This is a genomic window from Clostridium sp. MD294 (genome assembly GCF_000364165.2).
GTDB lineage: Bacteria > Bacillota > Clostridia > Lachnospirales > Anaerotignaceae > Coprocola.
On the sequence record NZ_CP097810.1, the window covers coordinates 660,778 to 679,580 of the forward strand.

Consider the following 18,803-nt stretch of genomic DNA (forward strand, 5'->3'; position numbering starts at 1 on the left):
CCCCTTTTATATATATATTATAAAAAACAAACATTATTTTATAATAAAACTGTTTTTCTGTCAATTCTATTATAGTATTTTCACAACATATATCTATACAAATTTTACGTAAAAAAATGAAATATGTTTATCACTATTTTTATAAAAACAATATTTATAAGTATGCCATAGAAATTTTAAGAAAAATGTAATATATTATTTCTCTGCTTTAATAATTATGTAACAAAATTGATTTATAATGATAGTAATTTTTTGTATTTACAATCATTATAATATTCAAATTTTTTGAAACATTTTTATGGTTTTACTCGTCTTATGTATTAGTAAGGAGGTACTTTTGTGGCAGAAACAGTTATCAAAATCAGAAATGTTAAAAAAATATATCGTATGGGCAATGAAAAAATACCAGCAATAAACAATTTAAGTTTAGATATTTCACATGGTGAAATCTGTTGTCTTTTAGGAAAATCTGGTTCAGGAAAGTCTACACTTCTTAATTTGATTGCAGGTCTAGAAAAACCTACAAAAGGTAGTATCATATTTAATAAATGCCATATGGAGCGTATGAATGAAGACCAATTAGCAAAATTCAGACAGCAATATGTTGGCTTTGTATTTCAGTCTTACAATCTTCTTTCTACATTAACAGCACTGGAAAATGTAACATTACCATTGATATTTCGAAAAGTACCCACAGCAGAAAGGAACAAAAGAGCTATGGAAATGCTCAATGCGGTAGGACTTTCAGAACGTGCCAATCACAAACCTTCTGAAATGAGTGGAGGGCAACAACAAAGAGTAAGTATTGCAAGAGCTTTTATAAACAGCCCTCAAGTTGTTTTTGCCGACGAACCTACTGGAAATTTAGATACCAAAACAACATATGAAATGATGGATTTAATAACCGATTTAGCACAAAAAAATAAACAGACACTTGTTATTGTTACACATGATTTAGAAATTTCAGAATATGCAGATAGAATTATACATCTTTCTGATGGAAAAATTGAAAAAATAGAACATAATAAAAACAGAAGACAGTCAAAACCTCATCAAGAGAAAGGAGAACATATAAAATGACAAAAAAAATTACAAGTATTTTTTTAACATTGTTTATTTTATTACAAATGATAACATTACCTGCTACTGTTTTTGCTGAAGATGATGACGAAATTATAAACCCTAATGCAGCACAACCAGAAATTATACTAATAAATGGCCCTGTGTATGAGGTAACACCTGGTAAAACAAACACCATTAAAATTAAATTAAGGAATGGCAGTGCTTATGGTGCAAAAGCTATTGTAATACAACCTACATTTACAGATATTGACAACACTCCTTTTACAGTAGGTTTTGCGGGAGAAGAAAATAGAATTTCTTCATTAGCTCCTAGAAGTGAAACAGAAATCGAATTAACAGTGGACGTAGAAAGAACTGCAGCAACTAAAAATTATCCTGTAACATTAAACTACAGCTATTTTAATACTTATAATATTAAGTTTACAGGAAAAGATACAATATATTTAAAAGTAAATAATTTATCAGGAGAGCCAGATTTTAAATTTGAAAATGTAGTCGTTACACCTTCTGAAATAGAAGCAGGAGAAACCACTACAATATCTGGTGAAATTGTAAATAACAATTTTATTACTATGCACGAAGTTAATTTGACATTAGAGGGACTTTCCAGCGATGGTATTAGTGTAAACAACAGTTTAGACAGTCAAAATTTTTCTCGCATTGCAGCAGGTGCTACACAGCAATTTTCATTTCCCCTCATTGCAGGAAAAGAAATCGCTGGGGGTACTTATCCTATTACATTAAAAATATCATATAAAGATGATGCAGGACGTTCCTATGACAAATCCCAAAATTATTACATAAATGTAGGAGGGAGTAGTAGCACAGAAAAACCTAGTTTAGAAATTAGAAATATGACAGAACCTACAGATACTTATGCAGTAAACCAAAACTTTGAAATTTCTTTTGATTTAGTAAATATTGGAGAAGGAGAAGCCAAAAATATAAAAGTAAGTGCTTCAGGTATGGGAGAAAGTGGTGCTGTTGTACCAAAATCTACAAGCATTAAAAATGTAAAAGTATTAACTCCTAATGAAACAAGCCATTTTTCATTTACATTTGCAGGAACTTCTTCTGCTTCTACACAAAATTACCCTATAGAGTTTACTATAGAATATGAAAATGAAGCAGGTACTGCAACAACATTTAAACAGTATGCAGGTGTGAATGTTTCTAATCCTAAAAAAGACAAAGAAGACGAAAAAGACGAAGAAGACGAGAAAAAAAGCAAACCTAAAATTATTGTAAGTGACTATATTTGTGACCCTCTTATTGTTATGGCAGGTAATGAATTTGATTTAACTATGACACTCATGAACAGCCATAAATATAAATCTGTTCACAATATCAAAATGTTTTTAACTATGGCAGAAGAAACCACTTCTGATACTGCAAAAACAGGAAATATATTTACGCCAGTAGATAGCAGCAACACATTTTATTTTGATGATATTGTACCAAAAGGAAAAGTAGACAAAGCACTTCGATTATATGTTGTGCCAGACGCTCAGCCTAAAACATATACATTAACAGTCAATTTTGAATACGAAGACCAAGACGGAAATGAATATACTTCTCAGGAACTTTTAGGCATCAATGTAAAACAAGTAACACAATTAGATATAGACGATTATACACTTCCACAGCAAATTGAAATGGGTATGCCTGTTACAGTAAATTTCAGCTATTACAATACTGGAAAAGTCACACTCAACAATTTAATGATACGTATTGAGGGAGATGTGGAAACAGAAAACAGAAATACATATATTGGTAATTTGGAATCCGGTTCTAGTGATTACTATGAAGCAAGTTTTACTCCTACATCTATGGGAAAAGTTCCTGTAAGTATTGTGGTAAGCTATGACGATGCTAGTGGAGAAACCATAGAAGAAAAAAGAGATTTTATATTAAATGTAATAGAGCCTATGCCTATGGAGGACATGATGGGTATGGAAGATATGGAAGGTAAAAGTGGCATATCAAAACCTATTATAATTAGTATTGTAGTTGGTATATTAATAATCATACTTATTATTGCAATAGTAATGATAGTAAAACACAAAAAGAAAAAAGCAGAAGAGGCATTTTTAGCAGCAGAGGAAGAAGAATATGACGATTTTGCACCAGAAGATGTAGATTATTATGAACAAATGCCAAATAAGGATACACAAGGACGTGATAACAATGAGCGTTTCTGATATGGTAAAAATGGCACTGCGAAATTTATGGAAAAGAAAACTCAGAACATTTTTAACAATACTTGGCGTTATCATTGGTACAGCATCTATTGTTGTTATGGTTTCTATTGGTATTGGTATGAATGAAAGTTTTCAAAAACAAGTAGAAGAGTGGGGTAGTTTACAAGTAATTAATGTTTATACTGCAGGCAATAACAGTTATTATTATGATGATAGCGAAAGCACAAGCAGCAAAAATGATAAAAAAGCAACAGAAATTACAGTAAATACCATAGAAGAATTTAAAAAAATACCCCATGTAGAAGCAGCAACGCCTGTTATGAATGAATATCTATATTTTGTTGCAGGAAAATATGTAGCAGATGCTTCTGTACAGGGCATAGACCCAGCAAGTATGGAAGCTATGGGATATAAAGCAGAACAAGGGCGAGTATTGCAGGAAGGTGACAGCAAAACACTTGTATTTGGCGGTGATGTTGTAAGTAATTTCTATAATCCCAAATTAAGCTGGAGAATGAGATATGACTCTCCTTCTCCAGAAATAGATATATTAAATGATAAAGTGATGATAACAACAGATTGGAATTATGGCACAAAGCACGCCGACAAAGCAATTAAACCCATTAAAGTAGATGTAGTAGGAACAGTAAGCAGCGGAGGCTCTGACGGATATAATGTGTTCATGCCCATTAAAGAATTAGAAAAAATTAAAATAGCACAATCAGAATATGAAGCCAAAAAATATAACAATAGAAATGCAGAAAAAATCAAAAAAGGCGTTTATCAAAGTGCTATGGTAAAAGTAGACAATATGGATAATGTAAAAGAGGTACAAGAAAGTATTAAAAATATGGGGTTTAGAGCTTCCAGCTTAACAGATGAATTAGAAACAATGAAAGAAACAACCAAAATGCTTCGTATGATGTTGGGAGCAATAGGAGCAATTTCACTTATTGTTGCAGCAATAGGCATTACGAATACTATGGTTATGGCAATATATGAAAGAACAAGAGAAATAGGAGTTATGAAAGTAATAGGTGCTTCTTTGGCAGATATTAAAAAATTGTTTTTGACAGAAGCCGCATTTATAGGTTTTGCTGGCGGTCTTGCTGGTATATTGGTCAGCTTGGGAGCATCCAAAATTGTCAATATTTTTGCCATCAGAACTAATAGTAATATGCTTTCCTCCATTCCTATTTGGTTGTGTGGTGCTTCTCTTGTATTTGCTACATTTATAGGCATTGCTGCAGGATATTTGCCTGCAAAAAGAGCTATGAAATTAAGTGCATTATCTGCAATTAAAACAGAATAAAAAAGAAAATAGGAAGGTTTTTTAATCTTCCTTTTTTATATTAATTTTCTATTGAAATTGTCGATAATAAAATCAAACAAAGGGAAAGGAGAGGGAATTTATGAACATTAAACTAAATCCGCTTGCTAAACAAATATCTACACTACACACTGCTCATTTTGCTTCATCAAAACAAACGGAAGGTAAAACTGCCTCAACTACAAATAGCGACCGTGTCACTTTTTCTTCAAAAGGACAAGAAGCTGCAAATAGCAATATTGAAACTTTAGCAGATAAAGTAGCAGCACAAATCGGCACTATAACAAAAGAGGATTTTATGGAACAAATAAAACAATTACAAAGTAAAAATCAATTAAAAGTAGACCCCTATAGAACAGTTGACCCTGATGGTTCTATTGCTCGTAAAACCTATTTTGAAACTTATATAGGACAGTTAATAAAACAAGAAGATAGCATTAAAAATTACTATGCTGATGCCTACAATGAAGCGGTTTCTAGTACTATTGATAGCTTATCCTTTATTTCTGGCAAATATTTATGTAGTTGGTCAGATTATTTTGACCCAAGTATACCAGAAAAAGAAAGACAATGGACACATCATCAACTTTATGCTATGTTAACAGATACTCATGTAGCATTAAATGACCCTTATGCTTTAGCTGCATCTGGTGGTGCGAAAACAGTAACACAAATGGACAAAATTGCAAAGCAAGCAGTAAAAAACAAATTAGATATGCTTTTAAAAGAACATAGCAATTACTAAATTTTAAAGACTTAAAAAGATGCCGATTACTCGACATCTTTTATATATATTATTTTATGTAGTTTTTTTGTAATATAATATCCTAAACTAAAACCTATACAAGATAACAATATTTTATCTATATCAAAAAATCCAATTAAAAGTACTACTCTAATAAATGAAATTACTGTAACAACTAAAAATATAAACAGCAAACTTTTTTTAAAATTTGCTTTACTATCTGCAAAAAAATATCCCATAGGAAGCCATAAAATAATATAAAATATAACATTTTGAAATAAATATTCATAATTTCCTACTTTTCTGCCAGTATTTAAACTATAATAAATAATATTTTTAAGAGGTACAAAATTAAACATTTCTATACTATAAGTATTATGAAAACTATATATATTTTTTACAAATGAACCAGCATCTATAATAAACAATCGTATTAAAAAATAAAACATTGCTAAAAATACAATATAAACTATAAATGTCATTGTTTTAAATTTATTCAAAAAATATCACACTCCTTTTTATTACATTATATCAAATTTTTATATTATTTTGGTTTTTCTACCAATTTTTACTACTTTTATATTATACTACTATACAAAACAATAGTCAATATGTAAAATATTACAATAATATTGTAATATTTGTTGATATATTGTCTAAAGTAGAGCACAAAAAAAGACGTCGATTACTCGACGTCTTTTTTACTATTATTTATCTTTATTCATGAAGTTATTTATCAAATCCATTACTTCTGCTACTGTACTTTGAATACAAATTTCTTTTGCCAATTTTTGACATTCTTTGTAATTCAAATTACGAACATTATATCTTGTAGAAGCAATTTCTGTTGCTGTCATACTAAATTCGTCTAATCCCATACCCAAAAGTACTGGTAATGCTTTTTCGTCACTTGCAAATTCACCGCACATACCTACCATTTTACCATATTTATGTCCAGACTCAATTACTTTATTAATAGCACGCATTACTGCAGGGTGGAATGAATTATACATTTTAGCAATTTTCTGATTTCCTCTGTCAACAGCTAACAAATACTGTGTCAAGTCATTTGTACCAATACTGAAAAAGTCAACTTCTTTTGCCAAATCATCAGAACACATTACACTTGCAGGTGTTTCAATCATAATACCTGTTTGTATACTGTTGTTAAATGGTATAGAGTCCCTTCTCAGTTCTTGTTTACATTCTTCCAATATTTCATTTGCTGCTAAAAATTCTTCTACAGAAATAATCATTGGATACATTATTCTGATGTCACCATAAGCACTTGCACGAAGCAATGCTCTCAGCTGTGTTTTAAATACATCTTTTAAATCCAATGAAATACGAATTGCTCTCCAACCCAAAAATGGATTTTCTTCTACATCAAATTTGTAATAAGAAAGTTCTTTGTCACCACCAATATCAAGTGTTCTGATGATAACAGGTTTTTTAAGTGTTTCAACAGCAGCTTTATATGTTGTAAATTGTTCTTCTTCTGTTGGGAATTTTGTATTTTCCATATACAAAAATTCACTTCTAAACAAGCCAACGCCTTCTGCACCTTTTGCAACAGCATTTTCAGCATCTGGAATATTACCAATGTTAGCAAACAATTCTACTGTTCTGCCATCTACTGTAGTAGCAGGCAAACCATTCATGCTTTCTAATTTTGCTTTCATTTCTTTATATTCTTCTGCTTTTTTGATGTACTCTTGTTTTGTTTTTTCATCTGGATTAATAATAATTTTTGCTCCTAGTGCATCTAATATGATATAGTCGCTGTTTGTTACTTCGCTTCTAAATCCAGCCACATCAACAATTGCAGGAATTTCTCTATTTCTTGCCATAATAGCAACGTGGCTTGTTACACCGCCGCCTTCTGTAATAAATCCTCTTACAAATTTAAAATCCATATTTGCAGTATCAGATGGTGCTAAATCTTCTGCTACAACAATAGTTTCTTCATTAATGCCTTCAAATGGATTGCTTCTGATGCCTTTGAGATGACACATAATTCTTTTGCCAACATCTTTCATATCAGCAGCACGTTCTCTCAAATATTCATCATCAAGATTTTCAAACATTTCAACAGTTGCGTCAATATATTCTTCTAAAGCTAACTGTGCATTTTTTAATTCACTATTGATTTTATCTACAGCAGAGTCATGAAGGTCAGGGTCACTGGCTACGTCCATATGTGCTGCAAATATTTCATTATCTTTTGCCAATATCTGCAAATCTGCTACAGTATCTTTTACTGCTTTTTCAAATTTTTTTACTTCGATTTCTTTTTCGCTATCACGTATTAATTTCTTATCTGCTTCCAAATTTTGCTGTACTACAAGGAATGCTTTCCCCATAACAATACCTTTTGAAGCAGCTTTTGTCACAGAAATTGTTTTCATTTATAAGCCTTCTCCTTTCTTTTGTGAGAACCACTTTTGAAACCTACGTATTAATTACTACTAACTCATGAAAAATTCATGAGTTAGTAGCACATTTTATCATTCTTTTAAATCAGCAATGTATTTTGCAATTTCTTCTACTGCTACTGCTTCATCAGCGCCATCAGCAACGATTTCCAATTCTGTGCCTTGTTTTGCTCCCAATGTCAAAACATTAATAATACTTGCAGCGTTTGCTTTCTTTTCACCATTGATAATAGTTACTGTGCTCTGGTATTTTTTTACAAATGCTACCAAATTGGAAGCTGGACGAGCATGTAAACCTGTTTTGTTTGTTAATGTTACTTTTTTAGATACCATAATTTTTTTCTCTCCTTCTCTTGTTAAAATTATTATTTTGTGTCTATGTTACACATATACATATTATACACCATTCTATATGATTTTGAAAAGAAAAAAGGGAAAGATTTCTATTTATTTTATAAATTTATAACATCTTGATAAGATTTCTCTATTTTATCTAATAAATCTTTGTCAGATATGCCAGAAATTTCTGCCATAGCTTCCTTTACACCCAATTTTGAAATCTTTTCTTGCAATTCTACACTTTGTTTATCTTCTTTATTATCATAGTGTAATGCTGCACCAATTCCTGTAATAATGTGGTCTACTGGAAGTCCATAACCAACTGCTGTCATAAGAGGTTTTACAAGTCTGTCTGTTTCACTTAGTTTTCTTAGTGGCTCTCTGCCTACTCTTGCTACATCATCTTTTAAATATGGATTTTTAAAACGTCCTATAATTTTGTCAATATATTTCATATGTGCTTCTGCATCAAAACCATGTTTTTTAATTAAACCATTTCCACTTTCTGTCATAGCAGCTTTTACTATGCTATATATTTTTTCGTCTGCAATACTTTCGTCTATTGTACTATATTTTTTTAAATATCCTAAATAAGATGTAATACAATGACCTGTATTTAATGTAAACAATTTTCTTTCAATGTAAGCCATTAAATTATCTGCTAAATTCATACCTTTAATTTCTGGAATTTCTCCTTTAAAAGAAGCTTGTTCTACATTCCACTCATAGTAATTTTCTACTACAACATCAACAGGATTTTCGCTTCTTACAGGTGGTACAATTCTATCAACAGAACAATCTGGGAAACCTACATATTTATCAGCATATGCTTTTGCAGCATCATCTAATTGACTATATACGTGTTCTTTTAACTGAGAACTTGCTTTAATTGCGTTTTCACAAGCAATAATGTTTAAATAACTTTCAGAACCTGCTTGCTGTCTCATTGTAATACCTTTTGCAATAGTTGGTGCAATACGTGGTAATATTGTTAAACCAACTGCTGTTGTAATTATTTCTGCCTCTTTGATTTCATCTAAAACAGCATCTGTTGTAGAGTCTACACCAGAAATGTTTTCAATTTTCAAATCAACACATTCTACGTCCATAATGTGAACAGTATATGTTTTATCTTCATTGATTTTATTTATCATATCTTTGTTTACATCTGCAAATACTACATGATAACCTGCCTGTGATAATAATGCACCAATAAAGCCCCTACCAATATTACCTGCACCAAACTGTATTGCTTTTTTCATATGTGTTTCCTCCTCTTTTATATAATATATCATTTAAAAATCCCACTTCCTCAAAAGAAAGTGGGATAACTACATTTATTGGAACATAGCCAAAACTTCTTCTGGACTTGTTACTGTTTTTAATTTTTCTAATTGTGCTTCTTCTTCTATAATACCGCCAATTTTTGCTAAAAGATCAAGATGTTCATCACCAATGCCTGCTATACCAAATACAAGATATGCTTTTTCCTCTCCAAAAGATACACCATCTGGATATTGCAGCATAACTATACCTGTTTTCTTTACTTCGCCCTTTGCTTCTGCTGTGCCGTGTGGTATTGCTACGCCAAGTCCCATATAAGTGCTAACTGTTCTTTCTCTTTCTTGCATTGCTGGAATATAGCTTTCATTTACATAGCCTAATTTATGTAACAATTCTCCTGCTGCTTGAATAGCTTCTTCTTTTGTTACACTAGACAAACCTGTTTTGATACCTTCTTTTATAATTACGTCTGATTTTGCTGGTGTTGCAGCTTCTGCTACTGGAGCAGGTTCTGGAGCTGATGCTACTGGAGCTGCTCCTCCGCCATTTGCTCTTTCTTCTAATGTTTTGTAAAGAGCATCTAAATTAGGGTCAGCTAAGAAGTTTCCTATTGTAATAATATGTGCTTGTGGTCCTGAAGCTTTTGCTCTTTCTTGTAATACTTCCTGACATACAACAATATCTGCATCAGCAGGTACGTTGTCAACTGATGTATTGATAACTGTAATACCTAAATTTAAAGATTTAATTCTGTTTCTAAATTTTGTAGCACCCATAGCACTAGAACCCATACCAGCATCACAAGAAAATACAATTTTCTTTACTACAGCAGGAATAGCACCTGTATTGATTGGAGCAGAAGGTGCTGCTGTACCTTTTGCTTCTGCTTTCATATTTTGCATTTGAGATGTTGCTTCTTCCAAATTTTTTGCACCAGACATTTTAATAATAGGAGAAGCTACCAAGAAAGATACGACTGCTGCAATTAAAACGCCAAGTAATACTGTAATTTGTTCTCCTTTTGGTGCTACTGCCATAAAGGCAATAATAGAACCTGGAGAAGATGGACCTACTAAACCTGCACCCATCATAGAATAGAACAATATTGCTACAACTGATGCACAGATAGGAGCAATCAATACAACTGGGTTCATGAGAACATATGGGAAATAGATTTCATGAATACCACCCAAGAAGTGAATAATGATTGCACCAGGTGCAGAAGATTTTGTTGTTTTGTCTTTTGAGAATAACCAATATGCTAACAAAACACCTAAACCAGGTCCAGGATTTGCTTCAATCATATACATAATAGATTTTCCTGTTTCCAATGCCTGCTCTGTACCAATTGGTGTAAATATACCATGATTGATAGCATTGTTTAAGAACAATACTTTTGCAGGTTCAATAAATATACCAACCAAAGGAAGTAATTTATGGTCAATTAAGAAACCTACACCACCAGAAAGGAATGCTAATACACCTGCCATAACTGGACCAATTACATAGTAACCAAATATTGCTAATATCATACCAATAATACCAACAGAAAAGTTATTTACAAGCATTTCAAATCCTGCTGGTATTTTTCCTTCTACTGCTTTATCAAATTGTTTAATTATCAAACCAGCAAAAGGACCCATTAACATACCACCAATAAGCATTTTTGCATCTGTACCACATATAACACCGACAGTTGCAATTGCTGCCATAACAGCACCTCTGTCGCCTCCTACCATTCTACCGCCTTGATATGCTATCAATATAGGCAGCATATAGGTAAGCATAGGACCTTGTATACTTGCAAGTTGTTCATTAGGAAGCCAACCAGCTTCAATAAATAATGCAGTAATAAGACCCCAAGCAATGAAAGCACCAATGTTAGGCATAACCATTGCACTTAAAAACTTACCAAATTTTTGGACTGCAGTTTTCATAATATCTCTCCTCTTTTATAATATTTTTTTAGGTTGATGCAATGTGTCAATACACTTTTGATAATACTGTCCTAAATACTGTTCTAATGTAATAACAAAAGCTTCTTGGTGAATACTATGTAAATAAGTAATCAATTTTTCATTTTCAATTAAAGCACTACTAATTGTACTTATAACTTCCAAACAAACTTTTGTTCCATACTCAGGTGTCAGCATTACTACAGCACCTTTTACCCACCCTGTACCATCTTTTCGGCAGAAAGGTTTTCTCAAACCAATGTAACCAAAGCGACAATGATTGACTACATCTGTTTTACAATGAAAAAGCATGATTTCTAAACTAGAAATATAAGTTTCTGATTTCATTTCTCTGCTTTTTAGTGCCATTATAACTGCGTCTGCCATTTTTTTTTCTTTTGTAAACATTCTGCCTGCTAAAGGAATAATATCCCAAATATCAGCTATTTGCTGTATCACCAAAAACCGCAAATTATTTAATAATTGTATTATTTCTGTTCCTATATCTGTTATGTATATAATATCTTGTCTTGTTGCATATTTTGTGGTATTTGTATATTTTACAGCTGTTGGCTTTTTTGCTTTTGTTTTTTGTACTTTTTTCATAATTTCTGTCAAAAGCAATTTGTCTTGCTCTGTTAATATAGGACTAACATGAGCATAAGTATAATTTACATCAAGCTCTACAGTAGAAACAATAAAATCAATTTCTTCTTCAGCAAGCTTTTTTGTATCAATATGTAATGCAGATAAAATACAACAAATTTCTAAATTATGAAATTCTTTTGCTAAATTTGCTGCCAACATACGAGAAGTACCCATGCCTGTTGGGCAAACAACAGCAATACAAAACTGTTTTTGTTTAGAACGCAATTTTTCTACTGCTGCACCAAAGTGCATAGCAATAAAAGCAATTTCTGTTTCTGGTATTTCTTTTACAGAAGTAAATTCTTTTAACAATACGCAGGCTTTTTCTGTTGCATCAAAAATGTCTTTATAGTTTTCTTTTATGATTTGTAATTGTGTATTTTTAATATACACATTCATAGATAAACGGCTTATAGCAGGAAGAATATGCTGTACTAAGTCCTCATAAAGCTCTTCGTTCTCTTTTAACGAAAACCCCAATATCTGCTCTACAATTACAATCATATTCTTTACAAGTTCTTTGACACTGCTTTTTTTGTCAAAAAGTAATGCATTATCATCTGAAAACCAAATTTTAGCACTCAATAAGTGCATTGTAATAAATCCAATTTCATCAACAGGAATTTCTACATCTAGCTGCTCTGAAAGTCCTTGTGCAATTTCTTCTGCAACAGAACATTCTGGTGTGAGCAAAAGCTTTTGTAATTTTTGTTGTTCCATTTCTATTTTTTCTAAATTTTGTATTCTCTTTATTGCAAGAGAAATATGAACAACTAAACCAATATATGCACTATCTGTATATTTAATTTTCAGTTTCTGTTCTGTTTCACTTAAAAGCTGTTCTACTACTTTTACAATTTTTTCATCTAAGAAATGAAGCAGTTTATTGTGAGAATATATTTCTATTTTAGGAGTATCTTCGGCAGCTTGACACCCACTTAATAAACTGAGTATTTCTTTTTCTTCCATAAAATCATAAACTACATTTGCTATTGCCTGTCTATAATTTTCTTCTGTTCCTTCCAGATAAATACCTAAGCCTTGTTTACGTATAATTTTGATTTGATAAGTAGAAAGCCATTTTCCTAATATATCTAAATCATTACTGAGTGTTCCATCTGATATTTTAAACTTTGATGTAAAATAAAATGATTTTCTTGGTTCTTTTGAAGCAAGAAGTTCCCCTAAAAGAAATTTGCGTCTTTGTTCCTTAGAATATACCTTCTGTACAACTTCTACATCTAAAAGTTTTAATATCTTTTTTTGATTTTCAAGGCTTTCGTCTAATACTAGCCCTACTCCCGGTTTTCTGATGAACTTAAATTCATTTTCAGAAAGCCAGCGTTCAATTTCAGGCATTTCTCTTAATATAGTACGAGAACTTAATTTTAATTTTTCTGAAATGGTTGAAATCGTAACAGGATTTGTTGCTGTAAATTTTGTTAAAATCTCAATGATGGCTTTTTGTCTTGCAGTCAAATTTGTTTTTTTATTTACATTTTCATTTGATGGTGACATTTTTAAAAACCAACCTTTCGATGTTATTATTATGCTATAAAATAAGCATACTTTCAACTAATTCATATTCCATATTTGTCTAGAATAATTAGTGACATTTTTAAAGAATGAAATCTTTTCATAAAAATTTAAAAGTATTTTTGTGAAAAAAATAATATGTTTTATAGGCATATACTTACTATTATAATTTTATGTATACAAAAACAAACAATATTTAGCGAAACTGCATAACTTTATTACCAATATTTTGTATATTGTTTTAAATAATATTGATGACAAAATTGAAAGTGTATAAAAGACAATACTTTACAAAAACATACTGACAACTTTATATACTAAAAATCCAATTAATATTTTAAAAATGCTTTTTATTTGTTTATATCCACAATAAATTATTTTTTCTTTTTAGGGAAAGGTAATTCTTTCCATGTAGCTTCTACCAAATTTTTCAAAAAATTTTTGTCATCTAATTCACTTATAAATAACATCATTTTTGCTCCTTCATAAGGCAGTTGTTCCTCAAAATCCTTACAAAGTTGTTTGCCTGCATTTGTAATTTTTATTAAAAAACGATTGTTATATACTCCTCCAAATACTTTACCTTTATAATAAAAAGCATATTCTCCAAACATTTTTTTATAAGAAATTTCTTCTAGTTCTGATAATTGTTCTGCTATAAATTTTACATATTCTAATGATGACGCCATATTATTCCTCCTATTCTTTCAAATACAAAAAAAGAAGTCATAAAACATATTATTATATGAAATGATTTCTTTTTTCTGTAATGTGCAACTACTTTAAATTAATTATTTTCTTCTAGCAATCCATTTATCTTTTTCCAGTACAGCATCAAATGCTTTTACAAGCGTACTTTCAAAACCATTTTCTTGTAAAGCACAAATGCCTTCTATTGTTGTACCACCTGGAGAACATACTTGATCTATTAATTCCCAAGGGTGTTCTCCACTTTCTAATATCATTTTTGCACTACCTAAAACAGTTTGTGCTGTAATTTCTAATGCTTGCTTTTTAGGCATACCCGCTTTTAATGCTGCTGTTGATAAAGCATCTATATACAAATAAGCAAATGCAACAGAAGCTCCCCCTATTACACTAAACATAGAAAACTGTTGTTCTGCAATTTCCAATACAGTGCCTATTGTAGCAAACATATCTTTTGCTGTTTGAAACTGCTGTTCTGTTACTACATCATTTTTACATATGCCTGTTGTAGATGCCCCAATTTTGCCGTTGATATTTGGCATTACTCTCACAATAGCTGTATCTTCTCCCAAAAAAGAAGCAATATATTCTAATTTTTTCCCTGCTGCAATGGATATTACAAGAGTTTTTTTATTTTTTATATATTGTTTTATATCAGGCAAAATTTCTGCTAATACATTCGGCTTTACCCCCAATACTAACACATCTGAATGTTGTATTACTTCTTGTGCTGTTTTGCAATACTGTGCACCACATTGTTCTGCTAACTTTTCTGCTGTAACGCCGGATTTGCTTGTAATATAAATACAATTTCCATTATAACTTTTTGTACCTATTGTCATACCTTTTACAATAGCACTTACCATATTGCCTGCACCTATAAAACCAAAGTTCATATCATTACCTCCTTTTATCAACCAATATAAAAATACACTGTATACTATGTTGTAATTTATTTTATCACTTTTTTATTTTTTAAAAAAGAAATTTTTTATTTTTTATATATTTGTGGTAGACTGTTATTAATATATAAATATAAAAATACTACTGTTTTAAAAAAATTATATAAAATTAGTATGATTAAAACAGCAAATAAAATTATTTTTTAATATAAAAGGAGGACTATTATGCAAAATCAATATCGTTTTGAAACATTACAACTTCATGCAGGACAAGAAACTGCTGACCCTACAACACATTCCCGTGCTGTACCAATTTATCAAACAACTTCTTATGTATTTGACAACTGTCAACATGGTGCTGATTTATTTGCTTTAAAACAAGAGGGTAATATATATAGCCGTATGATGAACCCTACTACAGATGTTTTTGAAGCTCGTATCAATGCTTTAGAAGGTGGTGTTGGTGCACTTGCTTTATCTTCTGGTTCTGCTGCTGTTACTTGTGCAATACAAAACATAACAAAATTAGGTGACCACATTGTTTCTGCAAATACGCTCTATGGTGGTACATACAATCTTTTTGCTCACACATTACCTAAATATGGTGTTACAACTACTTTTGTTAATCCAGATGATGTTTCTAATTTTGAAAAGGCAATACAATCAAATACAAAATTAGTATATATCGAAGCAATAGGAAATCCTAATGCTAGTATGATTGATATTGAAAAAGTTGCTGAGATTGCTCATTCACACAATATTCCTCTTATTGTAGACAGTACATTTGCCACACCTTATTTATTAAGGCCATTTGAGTATGGTGCAGACATTGTAGTGCATTCTGCTACAAAATTTATAGGTGGTCATGGCACTTCTATAGGTGGTGTGATAGTAGATAGCGGTAATTTTGATTGGGAAGCAAGCGGAAAATTTCAACACTTAGTAGAGCCTGACCCTTGTTATCATGGTACTAGCTTTACACAATTTGCAGGAAAAGCTGCTTATATTACAAGAGCAAGAGTGGTATTGCTTCGTGACACAGGTGCTTGTTTAAGTCCTTTTCATTCTTTTTTGTTTTTGCAAGGACTGGAAACACTTTCTTTACGTGTAGAGCGTCATGTAGAAAATACATTAAAAGTTGTGGAATATCTTTCAAAACACCCAAAAGTTGCAAAAGTAAATCACCCTTCATTGCCTGACAGTCCTTACCATGAACTGTATCAAAAATATTTACCAAAGGGTGGAGCTTCTATATTTACCATAGAAACAAAAGGCACAAGAGAAGATGCAAACCGTTTTGTGGATAATTTAAAACTGTTTTCTCTTTTAGCAAATGTTGCAGACGTAAAATCTCTTGTTATCAATCCAGCAGGTACAACACATTCTCAAATGACAGATGAGGAATTAGCAGCTTCAGGTATTTCTCCAACAACAATACGTCTTTCTATTGGTACAGAACATATTGATGATATTATTGCAGATTTAGAACAGGCTTTTGAAAAAATGTAAATGCTAATTTTTAATAAAAAATAAAAAAAAGTCGTTGACAGATAATTTATTTTGTGTTACATTTATTTTCAACAAAAAGTATATAAATAAAAACACAGTGATAAGAAGTAGTAGGTTTTTGAAACGATACAGAGAGTTATCGGTTGGTGTGAGATAACAAGATGGATAAAACTGAACTGGTCTTGGAGTGGTTCGCTGAACAGTAGTAGGCGATAACGTATGTTCCCCGTTACAGGAACAGGATATTAGGTTATACCAGTATCTGTATGAGGGTATCCCTTTTTAGGGGATAAATTAGAAGTGGTACCGTGGAAGGAATATGCCTTTCATCTTCTTTAATATAAGAAGATGAAAGGCTTTTTTAATATATTTTATAATATAGCATTTTATTTCACTAAAGGAGAGTAATATAATATGAAAAATTATAACAGATACCAAGTGTATCCCACAGTAAATTTAAAAGACAGAACATGGCCAAATCAAAAAATTACAAAAGCACCTATGTGGTGTAGTGTTGACTTGCGTGATGGCAATCAAGCATTGATTACCCCTATGGGATTAAATCAAAAACTGCAATTTTTTCAATTTTTGGTAGACATGGGATTTAAAACGATAGAAATTGGTTTTCCTGCTGCTTCTGAAACAGAATATGAATTTACAAGAGCACTGATTGACCAAAATTTAATTCCTGACGATGTTACAATACAGGTTTTGACACAATCCAGGGCAAAAATTATTGAAAAAACATTTTCTGCTTTAACAGGTGCTAAAAATGCCATTGTGCATTTATATAATTCTACTTCTACATTGCAAAGAGAAGTTGTTTTCGGCAATTCCAAACAAGAAACTATTGATTTAGCTGTATTTGGTGCAAAAATGATGAATGACATTGCTGGACAGTATACAGAAACAAATTTTACATTTGAGTATTCTCCAGAAAGTTTTACAGGAACAGAAATGGATTTTGCCGCAGAAATTTGTAATGCTGTAATAGATGTGTGGAAACCAACACCAGAACATAAAGCAATTATCAATTTGCCTTCTACAGTAGAAATGACATCTCCAAATGTTTATGCTGACCAAATTGAGTATATGTGTCGCAATTTAAAAAATAGAGAAAGCATTTTAGTAAGTCTTCATGCACATAATGATAGAGGCTGTGCTGTTGCTGCATCTGAATTAGGATTGATGGCTGGTGCAGACAGAGTAGAAGGTACATTATTTGGAAATGGTGAAAGAACAGGTAATGCTGATATTTTAACAATAGGTATGAATATGTTTACACAAGGTGTTGACCCAGAATTAGACTTTACACATATGAATGATATTGTAAGCATTTATGAAGACTCCACACAAATGAATGTACATCCTCGTCATCCTTATGCTGGAGAATTGGTATTTACTGCTTTTTCTGGTTCTCATCAAGATGCTATTAGAAAAGGTATGACAGCAATGAAAACACACCCAGAGCATTGGGAAGTACCTTATTTACCTCTTGACCCTAAAGATGTTGGCAGAAGTTATGACCCTATTATCAGAATTAATAGTCAGTCTGGCAAAGGTGGCGTAACATTTATATTAGAACAAAATTATGGTTTGTATCTTCCAAAGGCATTCCAAAGAAATGCAGGAGATGTTATTACAGGTGTTTCAGATGAATTACAGTCTGAATTAACACCAGAACAAATTTATGATGTATTCCAAAAAGAATATATTGATATTAGAACACCATTACAATTAAATTATTATAAAACACAAAGTGTTGACCAAGATTGGGATTTAGTTTCTATTGCAGCAGAAATTGAATTCAAAGGCAAAAAATATTATATTGAAGGAGAAGGCAATGGTGTTGTATCTGCCTTTTGTCATGCAATAGAAGAAATTATTGGCATACCAGTAGATATATTGGACTATAGAGGACATTCTATGGAATATGGTACAAAAGCAAGAGCTATTTCTTATATTGAAGCAAGAGGAAAAGATGGTAAAAAATATTATGGTGCAGGTACTTCAAGCAGTGTAGGAAAATCTTCATTGCGTGCCGTAGTCAGCACAGTAAATAAAATGTTAACGGCTGCTGAAGCTTAATGATTAGGGCATTGCCCTAATCATTTCAAAAATTTTTAAA

The 18,803-nt window shown here is 31.5% G+C and carries 14 protein-coding genes and 1 other annotated feature; of the genes, 6 read left to right on the top strand and 8 right to left on the bottom strand.

Features of this window, described 5'->3' with window-relative positions:
- Positions 1-339 precede the first annotated feature (339 nt).
- The 4 genes from C820_RS03230 to C820_RS03245 all read left to right on the top strand — a co-directional run bounded on the left by C820_RS03230 (position 340) and on the right by C820_RS03245 (position 5,359).
- The gene (locus C820_RS03230) at positions 340-1,080 is read left to right on the top strand and encodes an ABC transporter ATP-binding protein (protein ID WP_004035347.1); all 741 of its coding nucleotides are present in this window, start codon (positions 340-342) and stop codon (positions 1,078-1,080) included.
- Positions 1,077-3,284 (top strand): COG1361 S-layer family protein, encoded by a 2,208-nt coding sequence (locus C820_RS03235; RefSeq protein ID WP_004035345.1) that lies wholly within the window; start codon positions 1,077-1,079, stop codon positions 3,282-3,284. The genes C820_RS03230 and C820_RS03235 overlap by 4 nt, the downstream gene beginning before the upstream one ends.
- The gene (locus C820_RS03240) at positions 3,271-4,596 is read left to right on the top strand and encodes an ABC transporter permease (RefSeq protein WP_004035343.1); all 1,326 of its coding nucleotides are present in this window, start codon (positions 3,271-3,273) and stop codon (positions 4,594-4,596) included. The genes C820_RS03235 and C820_RS03240 overlap by 14 nt, the downstream gene beginning before the upstream one ends.
- A gap of 100 nt (positions 4,597-4,696) precedes the next feature.
- Positions 4,697-5,359, top strand: coding sequence for a hypothetical protein (locus C820_RS03245; RefSeq protein ID WP_004035341.1), 663 nt, complete (start codon positions 4,697-4,699; stop codon positions 5,357-5,359).
- 26 nt (positions 5,360-5,385) lie between these two features.
- Here C820_RS03245 and C820_RS03250 read toward each other — a convergent pair whose 3' ends face one another.
- From C820_RS03250 to proC, 8 genes are all read right to left on the bottom strand, one after another.
- Entirely contained in the window at positions 5,386-5,859 is a 474-nt protein-coding gene (locus C820_RS03250) for a VanZ family protein (protein ID WP_004035339.1), read from the bottom strand.
- Between the two features lie 207 nt (positions 5,860-6,066).
- A complete protein-coding gene (gene ptsP / locus C820_RS03255) occupies positions 6,067-7,767 on the bottom strand; it encodes a phosphoenolpyruvate--protein phosphotransferase (RefSeq protein WP_004035337.1) in 1,701 nt (566 codons plus the stop codon).
- Positions 7,768-7,866: 99 nt separating this feature from the next.
- Positions 7,867-8,127: an HPr family phosphocarrier protein gene (locus C820_RS03260; protein WP_004035335.1), complete on the bottom strand. Its 261-nt coding sequence runs from the start codon at positions 8,125-8,127 to the stop codon at positions 7,867-7,869.
- A gap of 119 nt (positions 8,128-8,246) precedes the next feature.
- The gene (locus C820_RS03265) at positions 8,247-9,395 is read right to left on the bottom strand and encodes a mannitol-1-phosphate 5-dehydrogenase (protein ID WP_004035334.1); all 1,149 of its coding nucleotides are present in this window, start codon (positions 9,393-9,395) and stop codon (positions 8,247-8,249) included.
- A 75-nt stretch (positions 9,396-9,470) separates the two neighbouring features.
- Positions 9,471-11,354 carry a PTS mannitol transporter subunit IICBA gene (locus C820_RS03270; RefSeq protein ID WP_004035332.1) on the bottom strand — a complete coding sequence of 628 codons (1,884 nt, stop codon included), beginning with the start codon at positions 11,352-11,354 and terminating at the stop codon, positions 9,471-9,473.
- 15 nt (positions 11,355-11,369) lie between these two features.
- Complete coding sequence (locus C820_RS03275) at positions 11,370-13,538, bottom strand: BglG family transcription antiterminator (RefSeq protein WP_004035326.1); 2,169 nt, start codon at positions 13,536-13,538, stop codon at positions 11,370-11,372.
- 392 nt (positions 13,539-13,930) lie between these two features.
- Positions 13,931-14,245, bottom strand: a complete 315-nt coding sequence (locus C820_RS03280; RefSeq protein ID WP_004035324.1) for a TfoX/Sxy family protein — start codon at positions 14,243-14,245, stop codon at positions 13,931-13,933.
- A 102-nt stretch (positions 14,246-14,347) separates the two neighbouring features.
- Positions 14,348-15,160, bottom strand: coding sequence for a pyrroline-5-carboxylate reductase (proC, locus tag C820_RS03285; RefSeq protein WP_004035322.1), 813 nt, complete (start codon positions 15,158-15,160; stop codon positions 14,348-14,350).
- A 231-nt stretch (positions 15,161-15,391) separates the two neighbouring features.
- On the opposite strand from proC, the gene C820_RS03290 reads away from it, so the two are divergent.
- Together C820_RS03290 and leuA are read left to right on the top strand one after the other, a co-directional pair.
- The gene (locus tag C820_RS03290; protein WP_004035320.1) at positions 15,392-16,675 is read left to right on the top strand and encodes an O-acetylhomoserine aminocarboxypropyltransferase/cysteine synthase family protein; all 1,284 of its coding nucleotides are present in this window, start codon (positions 15,392-15,394) and stop codon (positions 16,673-16,675) included.
- An 88-nt stretch (positions 16,676-16,763) separates the two neighbouring features.
- Positions 16,764-17,012 (top strand) — a binding site (T-box leader).
- Between the two features lie 77 nt (positions 17,013-17,089).
- Positions 17,090-18,763: a 2-isopropylmalate synthase gene (gene leuA, locus C820_RS03295; RefSeq protein ID WP_004035318.1), complete on the top strand. Its 1,674-nt coding sequence runs from the start codon at positions 17,090-17,092 to the stop codon at positions 18,761-18,763.
- Positions 18,764-18,803 lie beyond the last annotated feature (40 nt).